This is a genomic window from Streptomyces sp. NPDC050423, from assembly GCF_040655445.1.
Taxonomy (GTDB): domain Bacteria; phylum Actinomycetota; class Actinomycetes; order Streptomycetales; family Streptomycetaceae; genus Streptomyces.
Genome location: NZ_JBFAJY010000011.1, coordinates 1 through 17,887 on the forward strand (window position 1 = coordinate 1; position 17,887 = coordinate 17,887).

General features: G+C 69.6%; 18 protein-coding genes, 1 tRNA gene and 1 pseudogene. 10 read left to right on the forward strand and 10 right to left on the reverse strand.

The genetic code is table 11. The annotated features are described in order from the left end of the window. The first annotated feature begins 71 nt into the window (after nt 1-71). On the forward strand, nt 72-1,205 hold the full coding sequence (locus AB0I52_RS10750; RefSeq protein ID WP_363071249.1) for an IS3 family transposase: 1,134 nt from the start codon (nt 72-74) through the stop codon (nt 1,203-1,205). On the opposite strand, the pseudogene AB0I52_RS10755 reads toward AB0I52_RS10750, so the two are convergent. The 3 genes and pseudogenes from AB0I52_RS10755 to AB0I52_RS10765 all read right to left on the reverse strand — a co-directional run. Beyond that, nucleotides 1,159-1,380 (reverse strand): annotated as a pseudogene (locus AB0I52_RS10755) (DUF1883 domain-containing protein); the annotation flags it as partial. The gene AB0I52_RS10750 and the pseudogene AB0I52_RS10755 sit on opposite strands and share 47 nt — an antisense overlap. A 280-nt stretch (nt 1,381-1,660) precedes the next feature. Further along, nucleotides 1,661-1,734, reverse strand: a tRNA-Pro gene (locus tag AB0I52_RS10760). A 149-nt stretch (nt 1,735-1,883) separates the two neighbouring features. Further along, complete coding sequence (locus AB0I52_RS10765) at nt 1,884-2,825, reverse strand: metallophosphoesterase (protein ID WP_363071017.1); 942 nt, start codon at nt 2,823-2,825, stop codon at nt 1,884-1,886. 79 nt (nt 2,826-2,904) lie between these two features. Between AB0I52_RS10765 and AB0I52_RS10770 the strand changes: the two genes are divergently transcribed. Then, nucleotides 2,905-3,369: a GatB/YqeY domain-containing protein gene (locus tag AB0I52_RS10770; RefSeq protein WP_363071019.1), complete on the forward strand. Its 465-nt coding sequence runs from the start codon at nt 2,905-2,907 to the stop codon at nt 3,367-3,369. 173 nt (nt 3,370-3,542) lie between these two features. Here AB0I52_RS10770 and AB0I52_RS10775 read toward each other — a convergent pair whose 3' ends face one another. Beyond that, nucleotides 3,543-5,789, reverse strand: a complete 2,247-nt coding sequence (locus tag AB0I52_RS10775) for a transglycosylase domain-containing protein (RefSeq protein WP_363071021.1) — start codon at nt 5,787-5,789, stop codon at nt 3,543-3,545. Between the two features lie 396 nt (nt 5,790-6,185). Between AB0I52_RS10775 and AB0I52_RS10780 the strand changes: the two genes are divergently transcribed. After that, entirely contained in the window at nt 6,186-6,536 is a 351-nt protein-coding gene (locus AB0I52_RS10780) for a WhiB family transcriptional regulator (protein ID WP_018551136.1), read from the forward strand. A 101-nt stretch (nt 6,537-6,637) separates the two neighbouring features. Here AB0I52_RS10780 and AB0I52_RS10785 read toward each other — a convergent pair whose 3' ends face one another. Both AB0I52_RS10785 and AB0I52_RS10790 read right to left on the reverse strand, forming a co-directional pair. Then, complete coding sequence (locus tag AB0I52_RS10785; RefSeq protein ID WP_363071023.1) at nt 6,638-8,071, reverse strand: ArsA family ATPase; 1,434 nt, start codon at nt 8,069-8,071, stop codon at nt 6,638-6,640. Further along, a complete protein-coding gene (locus tag AB0I52_RS10790) occupies nt 8,068-9,057 on the reverse strand; it encodes an ArsA-related P-loop ATPase (RefSeq protein ID WP_363071025.1) in 990 nt (329 codons plus the stop codon). The genes AB0I52_RS10785 and AB0I52_RS10790 overlap by 4 nt, the downstream gene beginning before the upstream one ends. 82 nt (nt 9,058-9,139) lie before the next feature. On the opposite strand from AB0I52_RS10790, the gene AB0I52_RS10795 reads away from it, so the two are divergent. The 4 genes from AB0I52_RS10795 (at nt 9,140) to AB0I52_RS10810 (ending at nt 11,673) form a co-directional block, all read left to right on the forward strand. Further along, complete coding sequence (locus tag AB0I52_RS10795) at nt 9,140-9,298, forward strand: DUF4177 domain-containing protein (protein ID WP_003991873.1); 159 nt, start codon at nt 9,140-9,142, stop codon at nt 9,296-9,298. Further along, nucleotides 9,298-9,768, forward strand: coding sequence for a RidA family protein (locus tag AB0I52_RS10800; protein WP_148019943.1), 471 nt, complete (start codon nt 9,298-9,300; stop codon nt 9,766-9,768). Before AB0I52_RS10795 ends, AB0I52_RS10800 begins: the two co-directional genes overlap by 1 nt. A gap of 184 nt (nt 9,769-9,952) precedes the next feature. Further along, entirely contained in the window at nt 9,953-10,846 is an 894-nt protein-coding gene (locus AB0I52_RS10805; protein WP_363071027.1) for an NUDIX hydrolase, read from the forward strand. Beyond that, on the forward strand, nt 10,843-11,673 hold the full coding sequence (locus AB0I52_RS10810; RefSeq protein WP_363071029.1) for an MBL fold metallo-hydrolase: 831 nt from the start codon (nt 10,843-10,845) through the stop codon (nt 11,671-11,673). Before AB0I52_RS10805 ends, AB0I52_RS10810 begins: the two co-directional genes overlap by 4 nt. 113 nt (nt 11,674-11,786) lie before the next feature. On the opposite strand, the gene AB0I52_RS10815 is transcribed toward AB0I52_RS10810, so the two are convergent. Further along, complete coding sequence (locus AB0I52_RS10815; protein WP_123460131.1) at nt 11,787-12,461, reverse strand: Crp/Fnr family transcriptional regulator; 675 nt, start codon at nt 12,459-12,461, stop codon at nt 11,787-11,789. A gap of 319 nt (nt 12,462-12,780) precedes the next feature. Between AB0I52_RS10815 and nth the strand changes: the two genes are divergently transcribed. The 3 genes from nth to AB0I52_RS10830 all read left to right on the forward strand — a co-directional run bounded on the left by nth (nt 12,781) and on the right by AB0I52_RS10830 (nt 15,822). Further along, nucleotides 12,781-13,719: an endonuclease III gene (gene nth / locus AB0I52_RS10820; RefSeq protein WP_363071031.1), complete on the forward strand. Its 939-nt coding sequence runs from the start codon at nt 12,781-12,783 to the stop codon at nt 13,717-13,719. Nucleotides 13,720-13,780: 61 nt separating this feature from the next. Continuing rightward, complete coding sequence (locus AB0I52_RS10825) at nt 13,781-14,527, forward strand: CoA pyrophosphatase (RefSeq protein ID WP_363071033.1); 747 nt, start codon at nt 13,781-13,783, stop codon at nt 14,525-14,527. Nucleotides 14,528-14,616: 89 nt separating this feature from the next. Beyond that, a complete protein-coding gene (locus AB0I52_RS10830) occupies nt 14,617-15,822 on the forward strand; it encodes a MarP family serine protease (protein ID WP_363071035.1) in 1,206 nt (401 codons plus the stop codon). 138 nt (nt 15,823-15,960) lie between these two features. Here the strand turns inward: AB0I52_RS10830 and AB0I52_RS10835 are convergent, their stop codons facing one another. The 3 genes from AB0I52_RS10835 to AB0I52_RS10845 form a co-directional block, all read right to left on the reverse strand. Then, nucleotides 15,961-16,164, reverse strand: coding sequence for a hypothetical protein (locus tag AB0I52_RS10835; RefSeq protein WP_329615417.1), 204 nt, complete (start codon nt 16,162-16,164; stop codon nt 15,961-15,963). Nucleotides 16,165-16,269: 105 nt separating this feature from the next. After that, entirely contained in the window at nt 16,270-17,358 is a 1,089-nt protein-coding gene (locus tag AB0I52_RS10840; protein WP_363071038.1) for an alpha/beta hydrolase, read from the reverse strand. Further along, nucleotides 17,355-17,885, reverse strand: a complete 531-nt coding sequence (locus AB0I52_RS10845) for a phage holin family protein (RefSeq protein WP_363071040.1) — start codon at nt 17,883-17,885, stop codon at nt 17,355-17,357. The genes AB0I52_RS10840 and AB0I52_RS10845 overlap by 4 nt, the downstream gene beginning before the upstream one ends. Nucleotides 17,886-17,887 lie beyond the last annotated feature (2 nt).

Sequence of the window (17,887 nt, forward strand, 5' to 3'; positions counted from 1 at the left end):
GGTGACCAGGACGACAAGAGCCGTATGACCGGAGACGGTCACGTACGGATCTGTGGGAGCCCGGGGGCGAAATCCCCCGGGCCACCCGACTTCGCTCAGGACAAGATGAGGTAGACACCGCGGCACGGTGTCACTTCATCGATGCGGAGAAGGCATCGGAGGGTAATTCCGCAGGTCACAGTGTTTCGTTCCTGTGCCGTGTGCTGGGAGTGCCCCGCTCCACCTACTACGCACACAGGGCGTCACGGCCGGCCCGGACGGTGCGGGAGCGGGCCGAGGAGGTGCTCGTGGGCGAGATCCGGGTACTCCACGCCGGATCGCGCGGCGCCTACGGGGCCCCGCGGATCCACGCCGCCCTGCGGCGGGCCGGTCGGGCGGTGAACTCCAAGAAAGTCGAGCGACTGATGCGCAAGCACCGGATTGCCGGGATCACCCGCCGACGGCGTGGGGGCCTGACCCGGCAGGCGAAGCGGGCGGTATTCGCCCTCGACCTGATCGGTCGGGACTTCACCGCACCCAGACGCGGAATGCGGCTCGTCGGCGACATGACCGAACTCGTCACGCTGGAGGGGAAATTGTATCTGGCGATCTGTATCGATCTTGCGACGCGGGAGGTGGTCGGCTGGGCGATGGCCGATCACCACCGCGCCGAGCTGCCGGTCGCTGCCCTGCGGATGGCGGCCGGGCGTGGCGGACTGGAACACGGTTGCGTCATGCATACGGATCGCGGCAGCGAGTACACGAGTGACGAATTCCGCACCGAAATACGCAAGTTGCGCATGCGGCAATCGATGGGACGCGTCAGATCTTGTTACGATAACGCCGCCGCGGAAAGCTGGTTCGCCATCCTGAAAGCGGAGATCGGGACGACCATGTGGGAGACCCGCGAGGCTGCCGGGCCGACGTCTTTCGCTACGTCGAGGTCGAGTACAACCGCAGCCGGCTCCGTCGGCACCCCGACTACGGGTACGTCACCCCGCTCGAAACGAGAGCCTTGCTCAGACAGAACCTCGCCCCGGCAGCGTAAACACCCGCTGTCCAGCTCGCGGGGGGAACTTCACCGGCTGGTTCCTCCGGCTCATGGACTGCGACGGAGCGGGCTGGGTTGCCCTGCGACTCCCGGGCCGTGGGGAGGGACCCCCGCGGGGGTGGCTGCACCTGAACAGATGCTGCGATGCGGCCAGCATTGCCGCCGAGGTCGATAGCCACGACCCAGTGTCCGCTTCTCGGGATGGTGATCCGGTGAGGAGAACGAGCGACACGACCACCGAGGTACTGGTGCTTCCTCCCCGACTTGTACTTGGTGTACTCGCTGCGGGGTATCACCTGGACGTTGGCTTGCTTGCGCAGGGTGACGACGACTACGGAGCCTCTCTTGAGGCTGCCGAGGTCTTGACGAGGTGGTCCACGGGCCCTCCTGGGACGTGCGGCAAATCACCTCTCAGGGTATGGGTGGCCACTGACAGTCAAAGGTCGGCGAAGTCTGATCGGTGGACGCCCTGCCGACTGGAACTCCCCAACCCGCCGGCGTTCTCGTGCGAGCTGTCCGGGGAGCTGTCTCCCGTACCTGGCTCCCAAACGGCTCCCAAGACGCCCCCGGAAACCACTCAGGGGCCCGATCCACTAAGTGGATCAGGCCCCTGACCTGGTGTTTCAGCTGTCGGGGTGGCGGGATTTGAACCCACGACCTCTTCGTCCCGAACGAAGCGCGCTGCCAAGCTGCGCTACACCCCGATCGTCGTCGGTGTCCCGGCGACATCGATTACTTTAGCCCACCGGCGGCCGGAGACGAAATCCGGTTTTTGTGCCGATCGGGGTGTGAGTGAGGGATACCGGGGCAGGGTATGGATTGAGGGTGCGGACGAGGGGGGCGTTGTACGGGGCTACGCGTCCCGGGACGTCAGGGTCAGCAGGGTGGCCTCGGGGGGGCAGGCGAAGCGGACCGGGGTGTAGCGGTTGGTGCCGCAGCCGGCCGAGACGTGGAGGTATGCGCGGTTGCCGTCGACCGAGTGGGAGGAGAGGCCCTTCACTCGGTTCGTGTCCAGGTCGCAGTTGGTGACCAGGGCTCCGTAGAAGGGGATGCAGAGCTGGCCGCCGTGGGTGTGGCCGGCCAGGATGAGCGGGTAGCCGTCCGAGGTGAAGGCGTCCAGGGAGCGCAGGTAGGGGGCGTGGACCACGCCGATGGAGAGGTCGGCGCCCGACTCGGGGCCGCCCGAGACCTCCGCGTAGCGGTCGCGCTTGATGTGCGGGTCGTCGAGGCCGGTGAAGGCGAGCTCCAGGCCGTCGAGCTTGAGGCGGCCGCGCGTGTTGGACAGGTTCAGCCAGCCCGCCTCGTCGAAGGCGTCCCGCATTGGTTCCCACGGGTTGTGGACGACGCCGACCGCCGGGGCGTTCCCGTTGAGGCCGTGCTTGCCCGCGGTCTTCTCGAAGAGGTAGCGGGCGGGGTTGCGGAGCTTGGGACCGTAGTAGTCGTTCGAGCCGAACACGTACACGCCCGGGAGCTCCATCAGCGGTCCGAGGGCGTCGAGCAGCTCCGGTACGGCCTCCGGGTCGGAGAGGTTGTCGCCGGTGTTCACGACGAAGTCCGGGCGCAGCCCCGCCAGGGACTGCAGCCAGGCGCGCTTCTTGCGCTGGCCGCTCACCATGTGCACGTCGGAGACCTGGAGGACGCGCAACGGGCGTGCTCCGTGCGGGAGTACGGGGACGGTGACCCTTCGCAGGCGGAACGAGCGGACCTCGAATCCGGCCGCGTAGGCGAGGCCGACGGCGCCGGCCGCGGCGGTGACCGCCGTGATTTTCAGGGGTACTCCGTAGCGTGCGCGCATGTGCCCATCGTCGCAGACAGTGCGTGCCGACAGGAAAACCGGCGGGCGGCGGGCGCCCCGCACCTGCCACAATCACCCCATGACCACGCTCAAGTCCAAGCTCAAGGAAGACCTCACCACGGCCATGAAGGCGCGCGACGAGTTGACCTCGTCCACGCTCCGGCTGACGCTCACCGCGATCACCAAGGAGGAGGTCAGCGGCAAGTCGGCCCGCGAACTCTCCGACGACGAGGTGCAGAAGGTGATCGCCAGGGAGGCGAAGAAGCGCCGCGAGGCGGCCGAGGCCTTTTCCCAGGGCGGCCGGACCGAGCAGGCCGAGCGGGAGAAGAAGGAGGGCGAGCTGCTCGATGCCTACCTCCCGCAGCAGCTGGGCGACGACGAGCTGGCCGCGATCGTGGCGTCCGCCGTCGACGAGGCGAAGGCCGGCGGTGCCGAGGGGCCCCGTGCGATGGGCGCCGTGATGAAGATCGTGAACCCGAAGGTCGCGGGGCGTGCGGAGGGCGGCCGGGTGGCCGCCCTCGTCAAGAGGCTTCTCGCGGGCTGAGGCGGCCGCGAAGCCGGTACGTACGAAGCCGGTACGTACGAAGCCGGTACGTACGGAGCCGGTACGTACGGAGCCGGTACGTACGAAGCCGGTACATACGGAGCCGGTACATACGAAGGTGGGGCGCGCCCGGTCCGGGTGCGCCCCACCTTCATGTCCACGGCAGTGACGGGTCAGGGACCCTGCGACCCGCCGTTGTCCTGACCGCGGGCGTGGCCGTTGTTCCCGCCGACCAGGCCCGGCGGGATGCTGATGCCGGGGAAGGGGTCGTCGCCACCGGGCTTGTTGTCGCCGTCGCCCGGCTTGTTCTTGTCCCTGTTTTTGCCCTTGTCCTTGTCTGCCTTCGGCTTGGCCCGCGGTACGTCGACCGCGTTGAAGGCCGGGGTCTCCGAGGCGTTCAGGGAGCCGGTCATCGCCGTCTTCCAGATCGGGCCGGGCAGACAGCCACCGCAGACGTCGTCGTAGTACTGGCCGCCGATGGTGATGTTGCTCATCGGGAGCTGCTTGGCGCCGTCGCTGCCGACCCAGACTGCCGTGGACAAGTTCGGTGTGTAGCCGACGAACCAGGCGTTCTTGCGCTCGTCGGTGGTACCGGTCTTGCCCGCGTTGTCACGGTCCTTGAGACCCGCCTGCTGCCCGGTGCCGTCCGCCACGACCCCCTTGAGCATCTGGTTGATGGTGTCCGCCGTGTGCTCGCTCATGGCCTGCGTGCACGTCGACTTCGGTACGTCGATCTGCTTGCCGTCCGGCTTCGTCACCGACAGGATCGCGATCGGGGAGCAGTACTTGCCGCGGTTGGCGAAGGTGGCGTACACCGACGCCATCGCCAGCGGTGTCGACTCCTGGCCGCCGAGGGTGGTGGCGGGGGCCTGCTTCAGCGGCTTGTTGTCGCCGCGGATGTAGCCGACCTTCTTCGCCATCGAGAGGGTCTCGCAGAGGCCTGTCTTCTCCTCCAGCTTGGCGAAGTAGGTGTTGACCGACTTGCCCAGCGCGCTGGTCATGTCGAAGGTGCCCTTCTCCGACTCCAGCTCGTTCTCCACGCTCCACGGGATGGTGTCCGCGGGCTGGTTCTCACAGGTGCGGAAGGCGTCGGCGGGCAGGCTGATCTGGTGGTCCGTGGTGAAGCTCTGCGCCGGGCTGATGCCCTTCTCCAGTGCTGCCGCCGCGGTGATCGGCTTGAAGGTCGAACCCACCTGGAAGCCGAAGTTGGTGCCGCCCGACTTGTGGTCGACGTTGAGGTTCAGCACGGTCTGGTGCTTGGAAGCGTCCAGTCCGTACGGGCGGGACTGGGCCATCGCCATGATCTGGCCCGTGCCGGGCTTCACCTGCACGACCGCGTCGGCGATCGCGTCGTCCTTGTTGACCCGGGACGTGGCGGCCTCGTTGGAGGCGGCCTGCGAGCGCGGGTCCAGCGTCGTCTTGATGGTGAGCCCGCCGACCGACCAGAGCTTGGCGCGGTCCTTCGCGGTCTTGCCGAAGGCGGGGTCGCCCGTGACGATCTGCCGGACGTAGTCGCAGAAGAAGCCGGATCCGCTGACGGCGGTGATGCAGCCGTTCTGCGGCCGCTTGACCTTCAGCTTGATCGGGGTGGCCTGGGCCTTGGCCGCCTCGCCCTTCGAGATGTCCCCGACATCCGCCATCCGCTGGAGCACGGTGTTTCGGCGCTTGGTCGCCTCCTCAGTGTCGTTGACGGGGTCGTAGCGGCTGGGCGACTGCACGATGCCGGCCAGCAGCGCCGCCTCCTCCACCTTCAGGTCCTTCGCCGACTTCGAGAAGTAGCGCTGCGAGGCCGCCTCGACCCCGTACGCCTGCTGTCCGAAGAAGGTGATGTTGAGGTAGTTCTCCAGGATCTTCTTCTTGCCGAGCTCTTCCTCGACCTGGATCGCGTACTTCAGCTCCTGGACCTTGCGGCCGAGCGTCTGCTGGGTGGCCTCGGCGACCTTGGCCGGGTCGTCGCCCGCCTCCTCGACGAAGACGTTCTTCACGTACTGCTGGGTGAGGGTCGACGCGCCCTGCGCGGTCCCGCCCGACTGAACGTTCCGGTTCATGGCGCGCAGGATGCCCTTGAGGTCGACCGCGCCGTGTTCGTAGAACCGGGCGTCCTCGATCGCGATGATCGCCTTCTGCATGTACGGGGAGATGGCCTTGAGCGGCACCACGGTGCGGTCACGCGAGTAGACCGTGGCGATCTGGCCGCCCTGGTTGTCCAGGATCTTGGTTCGCTGGCTCAGCGGCGGAGTCTTCAGATTGGCCGGGATCTCGTCGAATCCGTCGACCGTTCCCTTGGCGGCGAGACCCAGTGCTCCGGCGGCCGGCAGCGCGATGCCCGCCAGGACCACTCCGGAGAGTGCGGCGACACCGAGGAACTTGGCGGCCTGCTGGGTCGTCGTGAGACCCCCGCCCGAGCGCTTCTTTGGCATGGGGGCAGCCTACGTTCTCATTCGCCGGACACACGTATATGCCTTGGCCTAAGCTGCTCTCAACTGTCACAGCAGTCCGGTTTCGTATCAACCCCCCTGCATAGCCTGTGCACGACCCGGCCACGATTCAGGCGCTCCCGAAATCGCCTCGTGTGTCATCGAACGTCCGCTGTGGCTCGGATGGTCTGTCCCGATTCTGACGGGATAGTCGTGCATGTCCTCACATCACTCCCCTGGGTGATCTGCCGCATACGCATAGTCCGTTCGGGCCATTCAAGATTGGGCCCGAAGGGGGTGTTGTGCTGTCGCCACCTTCCGTAACGTCCTCAACTGGCAGCGGTGAATATGCCGCTGTCGCCGTGGGGGAGCCTCGATTCGGGAGAGGACGGCGCCGGGATGGGCTGGGTAACCGACTGGAGTGCGCAGGCAGCCTGCCGCACTACCGATCCGGATGAACTGTTCGTACAAGGGGCAGCGCAGAACAGAGCCAAGGCGGTGTGCACCGGATGTCCGGTGCGGACCGAGTGCCTGGCCGATGCGCTGGACAATCGCGTCGAGTTCGGCGTGTGGGGCGGAATGACGGAGCGGGAGCGCCGCGCATTGCTGCGCAGGCGCCCGACCGTCACGTCCTGGCGCCGGCTGCTGGAGACCGCACGCAGCGAGTACGAGCGGTCCACGGGCATCCTGCCCGTGGCGATCGGGCTGGAGGACGACGAACTGCACGAGACGTTCGCCGCCGTGGGGTAGCCCCGGGCGGTGGACGGCCGGTCCGGTCCCGCGGGGGCGGATCCACGCGGTACGGATGTCCTGAGGCGTACTACGGATCACGGATACGGGTTACGGGATGGCTACGCAGCTCCGGCCGGGGGAGAACCGGTCGCGAGCCGGTCCCCGATGGCTCGCAGCCCAGTGAGGTCATGGACATCTCCGGGCAGCGCGGCCACCGCCGTCACGGCCACCTCGGGATGCAGCGCGGTGAACCGGTCACGTGTGTGCTTTTCGCGCGCGACCACCCGCATCCTTTCGGCGTGCAGATGCAGCAGACCGGCAGTCAGCTGCTCGACGGAGGTCGGTTCGTGGTCCGGGGCATGCTCCGATTCCGAGGCATGATCCGAGGGATCGGCGGTGTCGGCTCCGGCGGACGGGTCGGGGGTGGTGGCTCCAGTGGTGTGCGTGGTCTGTGCGGTCCCGGCCTCGGGGGAGTCGGCGGGCCCACGAAGTCCAGCCTTCCCGGCCGTCTGATCCACAATGCCGGTCGCATCAAGATTTTCTGCGGCGGCCAGCGCGCGCTCGGCCGAGAGCCGGGCGGCCTCACTGCCGTGCACCCGGTTGAGGACCAGACCCGCCAGCGGCATGTTCTCCGAGGCCAGCCGCTCCACGAAGTACGCCGCCTCGCGGAGCGCGTCCCGCTCCGGCGTCGCGACGACGAGGAACGCCGTACCGGGCGCCTGGAGAAGCTTGTACGTGGCATCGGCGCGGGTGCGGAATCCCCCGAACATGGTGTCCATCGCGGCGACGAAGGTCTGTACGTCCTTCAGGAACTGACCGCCGAGCAGCTTGCCGAGCGTCCCGGTCATCATCGACATGCCCACGTTGAGGAATTTCATCCCGGCCCGGCCGCCCATTTTCGCGGGGGCCATCAGCAGCTTGATGAACTTCCCGTCCAGGAACGAGCCGAGCCGCTTCGGCGCGTCCAGGAAATCGAGCGCGGAACGCGACGGCGGGGTGTCGACGACGATCAGGTCCCACTCCTCGCGCGCCCGGAGCTGACCGAGCTTCTCCATCGCCATGTACTCCTGCGTGCCCGCGAAGCCGGCCGAAAGGGACTGGTAGAAGGGGTTCTCCAGAATCGCGCGGGCCCGCTCGCCGTCCGCGTGCGCCTCGACGATCTCGTCGAAGGTCCGCTTCATGTCGAGCATCATGGCGTGCAGCTCGCCGGTGCCCCGTGTCTCGATGCCCTTGACCCGGCGGGGGATGTTGTCCAGCGTCTCGATGCCCATGGACTGGGCGAGCCTGCGGGCCGGGTCGATGGTGAGGACGACGACCTTGCGACCGCGCTCGGCCGCGCGCACGCCGAGCGCCGCGGCGGTCGTCGTCTTGCCGACGCCGCCCGAACCGCAGCACACGATGATCCGGATGTCCGGGTCGTCGAGGAGAGCGTCGGTGTCCAGGGCGGGGACAGCGGTGGGCGTGGGGGTGGTTGCGGGTTCGGGGGTCGGGTCGGTTGCGGTTGTCGTCGCGTCCGCGTCTACGTCTGCGTCTCTGTCTGCATCAGCTGTCATGAACCCATCCCTTGTCCCGTCGGCCCTTCGCCCGCACCTTGCTTACGGAGCTCCATCGCCAGCTCGTACAGCCCGGCCGGGTCCACGCCCTCGCCGATCAGCGGGAGCTCGTAACCCGGCAGTCCGAGGTCTGCCAGCACGGCGCGCTGTTCCCGCTCCAGCTCGACCCGCTGGGCGTGCTCGGAGGCCTGTTCGACCAACGGGCGCACGAGGCCCGCGGCGCCGGTCACGCCGGCCCGGGTCAGCGTTTTGGCGATCTCCCTGCGGCGGCCGCCCGCGGCGGTGCGCAGCGCGTCCTCGTCCAGCAGATGCGGGCGCACCATGTTCACGATGACCCGGCCCACCGGCAGTTCGGCCGCCCGGAGCTCGGCGATGCCGTCGGCGGTCTCCTGGACCGGCATCTCCTCCAGCAGGGTCACCAGATGGACCGCGGTCTCCGGGGACTTCAGCACCCGCATCACGGCCTGGGCCTGATTGTGTATCGGGCCTATCCGGGCCAGCCCCGCCACCTCGTCGTTCACGTTGAGGAAGCGGGTGATGCGGCCGGTCGGCGGGGCGTCCATGATCACGTAGTCGTAGACGAACCGGTTCTGCTTGTCCTTGCGGCGCACGGCCTCGCACGCCTTGCCGGTCAGCAGGACGTCCCGGACGCCGGGCGCGATCGTGGTGGCGAAGTCGATCGCGCCGAGCTTCTTGAGCGCCCGGCCCGCGCTGCCGAGTTTGTAGAACATCTGGAGGTAGTCGAGGAGGGCGCGCTCGGCGTCGATCGCCAGGGCGTACACCTCCCCGCCGCCCGGTGCGACGGCGATCTTGCGTTCCTCGTAGGGGAGGGAGTCCGCCTCGAAGAGCTGGGCGATGCCCTGTCTGCCCTCGACCTCGACGAGGAGGGTGCGCCTGCCCTCGGTCGCGAGGGCGAGCGCGAGGGCGGCGGCAACCGTGGTCTTACCGGTACCGCCCTTGCCGCTGACGACCTGGAACCTGCTCACGTATTCGAGCCTAACCAGTCGTACCGCAGGCTACGCACGAGGCTGCGCGTCCCGCGGATTGCACAGGCATTACAGTCGGGCCATGACCAAGTGGGAATACGCGACCGTGCCCCTTCTCGTGCACGCGACCAAGCAGATTCTGGACACCTGGGGCGAGGACGGCTGGGAGCTGGTCCAGGTCGTTCCCGGCCCGAACAACCCCGAGCAGCTCGTGGCCTACCTGAAGCGGGAGAAGCAGTAGTGGCGGGCGCCGTCGAGGCGAAGCTCGCCGAGCTCGGGCTGGCTCTGCCGGACGTCGTGCCGCCGCTGGCCTCGTACCAGCCGGCCGTGCGGTCCGGGGTGTACGTGTACACCTCGGGCCAGCTGCCGATGGTGGACGGCAAGCTCGCCGTCACCGGCAAGGTCGGCGCGGAGGTCACGCCCGACGAGGCCAAGGAGCTGGCGAAGACCTGCGCGCTCAACGCGCTCGCCGCGGTGAAGTCGGTCGCGGGCGACCTGGACCGGATCGCACGCGTCGTGAAGGTCGTCGGCTTCGTCGCCTCGGCCACCGACTTCACCGGCCAGCCCGCCGTGATCAACGGCGCGAGCGAACTGCTCGGTGCGGTGCTCGGCGACAAGGGCGTGCACGCGCGCAGTGCCGTGGGCGTCGCGGTGCTGCCGCTGGACGCACCGGTCGAGGTCGAGGTCCAGGTCGAACTGACCGGGGCCTGAACCGGCTCCTCGTCGCAGCCCCTCCTGATCCCGTCCGGTTCACGACGACCGGGCGGGATCTCCTGTGTACCGGAGCGGATCAACGGTGCGGCGGACTGATCGCGCGGCGGATCATCTGTGTACGGGGCATGTACGGACCACCGACCCCCTCGAACATCGTCACGGTTCCGGATAGCCTCCGGCCATGTCCAATGGTCAGTGGTACCCACCGGAATGGCCCGGCCGGATCCGGGCCCTCGCCACCGGCGAACTGACGGCCGCGACCCCCAGGCGGGCCGCCACCGTGATGCTGCTCCGGGACGCCGCCGAGGGTACCGGGGGCGGACCCACTGTCCACATGCTGCGCCGGCGCACCTCGATGGCCTTTGCCGGAGGGGCGTACGCCTATCCGGGTGGCGGGGTCGACCCGCGCGACGACGACCGGCTCGTCGGCTGGGCCGGGCCCGCGCTGGAGAGCTGGGCGCAGCGGCTCGGTGTCGCCACGGCCGCCGAGGCGCAGGCGATCGTCTGCGCGGCGGTCCGCGAGACGTACGAGGAGGCGGGCGTCCTGCTCGCGGGCCCGGCCGCGGACACCGTCGTCACGGACACCACCGGCGCGGCCTGGGAGGCCGACCGCGAGGCGCTGGTCGCACGGGAGCTCTCGTTCGCCGAGTTCCTGGAGCGTCGCGGGCTGGTCCTGCGCTCGGACCTGCTCGGCGCGTGGGCGCGCTGGATCACTCCGGAGTTCGAACCGCGCCGTTACGACACCTGGTTCTTCGTGGCCGCGCTCCCCGCCGGCCAGCGCACCCGCAACGCCTCCACGGAGGCCGACCGCACGGTGTGGATCCGCCCGGGAGAGGCGGCCGACGGCTACGACCGCGGCGAACTGCTGATGATGCCGCCGACCGTCTCGACGCTGCGCGCGCTCAGGGACCACGCCACCGCCGCACAGGCCCTGGAAGCGGCATCGGCCCAGGACCTCACCCCCGTACTCGCACAGGCGCGCCTGGAGGGCGACGAGCTGGTGCTGAGCTGGCCGGGGCACGCGGAGTTCACCAAACACATCCCGGCGGGCGGCGCGGGCGGTGGGGCGGCATGAGTGACGCGGCAGCGCTGCCCGGACAGCCGCGCGGCGGGGTGCTGTCCGGCCCCGCCACCACCCGTGCGGTCAACGTCCTCGCGCCCAACGCGTCGCCGATGACGCTGGACGGCACCAACACCTGGATCGTCGCGGAGCCCGGCTCCGATCTCGCGGTGGTCATCGACCCGGGACCGCTGGACGACGTCCACCTGCGGGCCGTCATCGACACGGCCGAGCGGGCGGGCCGCCGGATCGCGCTCACGCTCCTCACCCATGGCCACCCCGACCACGCCGAGGGCGCGGCACGGTTCGCCGAGCTGACCCGTACGAAGGTGCGCGCGCTCGACCCCGCGCTGCGCCTCGGTGACGAGGGCCTGGGCATGGGGGACGTGATCACGACCGGTGGGCTGGAGATGTACGTGGTGCCGACCCCGGGCCACACCGCGGACTCGCTCTCGTTCCATCTGCCCGCCGACCGTGCGGTGCTGACGGGGGACACGATCCTCGGCCGCGGTACGACGCTGGTCGCGCATCCGGACGGGCGGCTGGGGGACTACCTCGACTCGCTGCGGCGGCTGCGCTCTCTGACGGTCGACGACGGGGTGCACACGGTGCTGCCGGGGCACGGTCCGGTGCTGGACGACGCGCAGGGCGCGGTCGAGTTCTACCTGGCGCACCGCGCGAACCGGCTGGCCCAGGTGGAGACGGCGGTGGAGGCGGGGTACCGGACGTCGTCGGAGGTGGTGGCGCACGTGTACGCGGACGTGGACCGGTCACTGTGGCCGGCGGCGGAGCTCTCGGTGCTGGCGCAGCTGGAGTACCTGGACGAGCACGGCCTGGTCTGAGACCGGCCGGGAGGCGTCGTGGGGCCCGCGCCCGCGCCCCCTTGCGTGAGGGCTCGTACGGGGACATGCGTGAGGGGCCCCGCCGGGTCGGCGGGGCCCCTGGGTACGACGGGTCAGCGGGACCGCTTGGCCAGCCGCTCCACGTCGAGGAGGATCACCGCACGGGCCTCCAGCCGCAGCCAGCCGCGGCCGGCGAAGTCGGCGAGGGCCTTGTTGACCGTCTCGCGGGAGGCGCCGACCAGCTGGGCCAGCTCCTCCTGCGTCAGGTCGTGCACGACGTGGATGCCTTCCTCGGACTGCACGCCGAAGCGGCGCGACAGGTCGAGGAGCGCACGGGCCACCCGGCCCGGCACGTCGGAGAAGACCAGGTCGGACATCTGGTCGTTGGTCTTGCGCAGGCGCCGGGCGACGGCGCGCAGCAGGGCCGTGGCCACCTCGGGGCGTACGTTCAGCCAGGGCTGGAGGTCGCCGTGGCCGAGGCCGAGGAGCTTCACCTCGGTCAGCGCGGTCGCGGTGGCGGTACGCGGGCCCGGGTCGAAGAGCGACAGCTCACCGATCAGCTCGCCGGGACCGAGGACGGCCAGCATGTTCTCGCGGCCGTCGGGGGAGGTGCGGTGGAGCTTCACCTTGCCCTCGGTGACCACATAGAGGCGGTCGCCCGGGTCACCCTCGTGGAACAGCGCGTCGCCGCGCGCGAGGGTCACCTCACTCATCGAGGCGCGGAGCTCCGCGGCCTGCTCGTCATCGAGCGCCGCGAAAAGCGGGGCGCGCCGCAGAACGTCGTCCACGAGTTCTCTCCTTGTCGGCCTGTTCAGGGAACCGTGGTCCCCATCATGCCGGACGGTAAAACAGTGCGATCAATCACAAACCAGTTTGACGCACGCGCGTCCCGGAACGTACGGCAGGGGGCCGATTGGGGGTGGATCGTCAGTGACCGGGGCGGATGTCAGTGGCTGGCTCTAGGCTGGCCGGGTGTCGGGAACGCCGGTGAGAGCGCAGGCCAAGGGGGTTGATGGGGTGTCGGAAGGCCGTAATTCCGCTGTGGGCGAACAGGCTGCAAGCGAACCGAAAAATGCGACAAAAAGCCCGGCGGGGCGGATGAAACGGGTGGGATCCGAGGGTGGCCCCGGCACGGCGACGGAGCCGAGGCCGAAGCCGACGTCGAAATCCCAGGCCAAGCCGACGTCGAAATCCCAGGCCAACGACAAATCCCGGGCCAAGCCGTCGACGAAGCCGAACGCCAAGGCCAAGCCGTCGACGAAGCCGAACGCCAAGGCCAAGCCGGAATCCCACCTGGCCATGGTCCGCAGAGCTCGCCGGATCAACCGTGAGCTCGCCGAGCTCTACCCGTATGCGCACCCGGAGCTGGACTTCAGGAACGCCTTCGAGCTCCTCGTCGCCACGGTCCTCTCCGCCCAGACCACCGATCTGAGGGTCAACCAGACCACCCCCGCGCTCTTCGCCGCCTACCCCACCCCCGAGGACATGGCCGCGGCCGTCCCGGAGGAAATGGAAGAGATCATCCGGCCGACCGGCTTCTTCCGCGCCAAGACCAAGTCGCTGCTCGGCCTCTCCGCCGCCCTCCGGGACAACTTCGACGGCGAGGTGCCCGGACGGCTGGAGGATCTCGTGACGCTGCCCGGCGTCGGGCGCAAGACCGCCAACGTGGTGCTTGGGAACGCCTTCGGCGTACCTGGGATCACTGTCGACACCCACTTCGGACGGCTGGTGCGCCGCTGGAAGTGGACCGAGCAGGAGGATCCGGTGAAGGTCGAGGCGGAGGTCGCGGCGATCTTCCCCAAGAGCGAGTGGACGATGCTCTCGCACCGCGTCGTCTTCCACGGACGCCGCATCTGCCACGCCCGCAAGCCCGCCTGCGGTGCCTGTCCGATCGCCCCGCTCTGTCCCTCGTACGGCGAGGGCGAGACGGACCCCGAGAAGGCCCGCAAGCTTCTGAAGTACGAGCTGGGGGGCCGGCCGGGGCAGCGGCTGAGCCCGCCGCCGGAGTACCCGGGCGCCCCCGCCCCCGCCCTGGGCGCCGGCTGACCCCGAGCGCCGATCCGGAACGAAATGCGTGACGACAGGCGTTGTGAGACGAGGGGTGCCCATGAAGACGCATCAACACAGCACGGACGCGGCGGCCGCCGCCGCGTCGGCCGCGCCCGGGTCGGGTGCCGGCCGAGAGGCCTCGATCACCGTCACCACCGAGGGCCTGCCCGGCTGGCTGGACCCTGTCGCCCATGCCGCGCGCACCGTCGAGCCGCAGCAGCTCAGCCGGTTTCTGCCGCCCGAGAGCGGGGCGGGGCGGCAGTCGGCCGTTCTCGTTCTGTTCGGCGAGGGTGCGCGCGGTCCCGAACTGCTCCTGATGGAGCGCGCCGGAAGCCTGCGGTCGCACCCCGGGCAGCCCTCCTTCCCCGGCGGCTCCCTGGACCCCGGGGACGGTGACCAGGCGACGACGGGTCCGCTCAGGGCCGCGCTGCGGGAGGCCGAGGAGGAGACCGGCCTCGATCCGCACGGTGTGCAGCTGTTCGGCGTGCTGCCCCGCCTCTACATCCCGGTGAGCAGCTTCGTGGTGACGCCGGTCCTCGGCTGGTGGCGTTCGCCCAGCCCGGTCGGCGTCGTCGACCCGGGGGAGACCGCGCGGGTCTTCACGGTCCCCGTGGCGGATCTCACGGACCCGGCCAACCGGGCGACGGCCGTCCACCCCAGCGGTCACCGAGGCCCGGCATTTCTGGTCGAATCCGCACTCGTATGGGGGTTCACGGCCGGCGTGATCGACCGGATTCTGCACTTCGCGGGCTGGGAGCGCCCCTGGGACAGAGCCAAGCAGGTGCCGCTCGACTGGCGCGCATGACAGGCTGACTTCCGTGCTCCACTGCTCCGGGCCCGCCCGGACCCAGAGAGACGTACGGGCCCGGTGACGAATCTGTGAGGCTATAGACGGTGAACGTGCTGGACATCCTGCTGCTGGCCGGCGCCGTGTGGTTCGCGGTCATCGGATACCGCCAGGGGTTCGTCGTCGGCATTCTGTCGGTGATCGGGTTCCTGGGCGGCGGTCTCGTCGCCGTCTATCTGCTGCCGGTCCTGTGGGACCAGGTGACGGACGGCTCCGAGGTCTCGTCGACGGCCGCCGTCGTCGCGGTCGTCATCGTGATCGTGTGCGCCTCGGTGGGCCAGGCCTTCACCACCCACCTGGGGAACAAGCTCCGCCGGTACATCACATGGTCGCCCGCGCGTGCCGTCGATGCGACGGGCGGTGCGCTGGTCAACGTCGTGGCGATGCTGCTGGTGTCCTGGCTGATCGGCTCCGCGCTGGCCGGCACCTCGCTGCCGACGCTGGGCAAGGAGGTGCGCAGCTCCTCCGTGCTGCTCGGCATCTCCCGGGTGATGCCGCCCCAGGCCTCCACCTGGTTCACGGACTTCTCCTCGGTCCTCGCGCAGAACGGCTTCCCGCAGGTGTTCAGCCCCTTCGCCAATGAGCCGATCACCGAAGTCAGGGCCCCCGACCCGGCCCTGGTGGGCAGCCCGGTCGCCGCCCGCGCCCAGAAGTCCATCGTCAAGGTCGTGGGTACGGCCCCGAGCTGCGGCAAGGTCCTCGAAGGCACCGGCTTCGTCTTCTCCAACCGCCGGGTGATGACCAACGCCCACGTCGTCGGCGGCGTCGACGAGCCGACCGTCCAGATCGGCGGCCAGGGACGGCTGTACGACGCGAAGGTCGTTCTCTACGACTGGCGGCGCGACATCGCCGTACTCGACGTCCCGGACCTCGACGCGAAGCCGCTCCGTTTCACCGACACCGACCACGACGCCGCGACCGGCAACAGCGCGATCGTCGCGGGCTTCCCGGAGAACGGCGCGTACGACGTACGGGCCGCGCGGGTCCGCGCCCGTATCGACGCCAACGGCCCGGACATCTACCACCGGGGCACCGTCCGCCGCGATGTGTACTCACTCTTCACCACGGTCCGTCAGGGGAACTCCGGCGGACCGCTGCTGACCCCCGACGGCAAGGTGTACGGAGTCGTCTTCGCCAAGTCGCTCGACGACCCGAACACCGGCTACGCGCTGACGGCCGACGAGATCCGCCAGGACATCACGCAGGGCCGTACCGCCAACCAGCAGGTCGACAGTCAGGCGTGTGCGCTCTAGGCCTGGGCCGTGTCCGCGGAGTCCCGTCGTACGCCGGGAGGCGTGGCGCGTGGGAGTGAGGGGTTCAGTGCGTGAGGGCGGTGGGTGACCGGGAGGCGGTCCGCGGAGGCCGGGAGGCCGTCCGCTCAGATCGGGAGGTCATCCACGCGGGTGGCGCAGCCGAGCCGAGACCCAGCGGGCCCGGCGGCGGAGGATGCGCGGAATGCCGAGCCGGGGATCATGCAGAACATGCATAGCGTGCACCCGGCCCTGGAGGCCGCCCCCCTCATGAGTGCCCGGACCCGCCGTAGCGGTCGAGCGACGATTGCGTGCTGCGTCACCGAAGTCGTGCGTCCAGCCCATACCCCGACGTCTGCCCGTGGCTCATGGTCGGTAACCGCCCATCCGTCAGCCAATTGGCCTATGCGTCAGGCAAGTGGCTGTTCGTAGGACTCGTGTGCCCATCGGTCAGCGGTCGGGCTCGGAATCCTTGAGCCAGCTGATGAGTTCGGCCGAGAACCCGGCTGGATCCTCCTCGTGGGGAAAGTGCCCCAGACCGTCGAAAAGTCGCCAACGGTACGGTGCCTCGACGTACTGGCCCGACCCCGCCGAACTCCGGGTGCGTACCGCCGGATCGAGTGAACCGTGCAGGTGCAGCGTGGGCACCCGTACCGGCCGCTTCATGCGCCGGTTGAACTGGATGCCGTCCGGGCGGGCCAGCGAGCGCACCATCCAGCGGTACGGCTCGATCGCGCAGTGCGCCGTCGACGGGATGGACATGGCGCGCCGGTAGACGTCCACGGTCGCGTCGGAGGGGAAGTCCGCGGTCCGCGGCCCCGTCCAGTCATGGATCAGCCGCCCCACCAATGCCGCGTCGTCCGCCACGAGCTGACGTTCCGGCACCCACGGCCGCTGGAAGCCCCAGATGTACGAGCCCGCGCGGGACTGCGCGAAATCGGAGAGCATCGAGGAGCGCCACCGCCGCGGATGCGGCATCGAGGAGACCACCAGCCGGCGCACCAGCTTCGGGCGCATCACCGCGGCCGTCCAGGCGAGGTAGCCGCCCATGTCGTGGCCGACCAGGGCGGCATCCGGCTCGCCGAGCGAGCGGATCACGCCGGTGATGTCCAACGCCAGGTTGGCCGGGTCGTAACCCCGGGGCGTACGGTCGCTGCCGCCCACGCCGCGCAGGTCCATCGCCACCGCGCGGAACCCCGCGTCGGCGAGCGCGGGCAACTGGTGGCGCCAGGTCCACCAGAACTGCGGGAAGCCGTGCAGGAGCAGGACCAGTGGCCCCTCGCCCATTTCGGCGATGTGGAAGCGGGCGCCGTTGGCGGCGACGTCACGGTGCGTCCAGGGCCCGTCCAGACGGACGGGGCCACCGGACCCGGCCGCGGGGCCCAGCGGGCCGGTGAAAGGCGCTGAGGCCGAGGCCGGGGGCGGTGGCAGTGATGGCGGTGTGGCGGAAGGGTCTGCCGGGGGGCCGGCCGGCCCTTCGTGGCCCGCCCGGTCGTCCGGGCCCACTGGGCCGAATGCGCTGGAATCGGGGACCGTCATGTGGATGAGCGTGCCACAGCTGACGCCTTGTCCTGGACCGGACGGTTCTCGATGGCCTTGTCCGCAACTGTGCTGCCGCCCGCCGGAAGGATCGCGTCCGCCGCGATGCCCGGACGGGGGTGCGGCTTGACGCCCTGGAGGACGGCGGCGGTCTGCTTCGCCGACGCGATGGACTTCTCCGGCGGCTTGACCTTCTTGAACTTGGCGTAGCCGAACAGCGCGAGCAGGATCCCCAGCAGGATGAACGCGCCGCCCACGATCAGGAACGACCAGGCGAGACCCAGCCCCAGATTGTGGATTCCGTACGCGGCCGCGAAGCTCAGCACCGGGATCGCGAACAGGATCAGCACACCCGTGACGATGAACGCCACGCTGCCGATGACGCCGCGCTTGACGTCCTGTCGCACCTCGGCCTTGGCCAGGGCAATCTCGTCGTGTACCAGCGCCGACAGTTCGGCCGTCGCCGAGGCGACCAGCTGGCCGAGACTGCGGTCGGCGCTGCCCGCGTAATTGCCGGGGTCGCTCATGC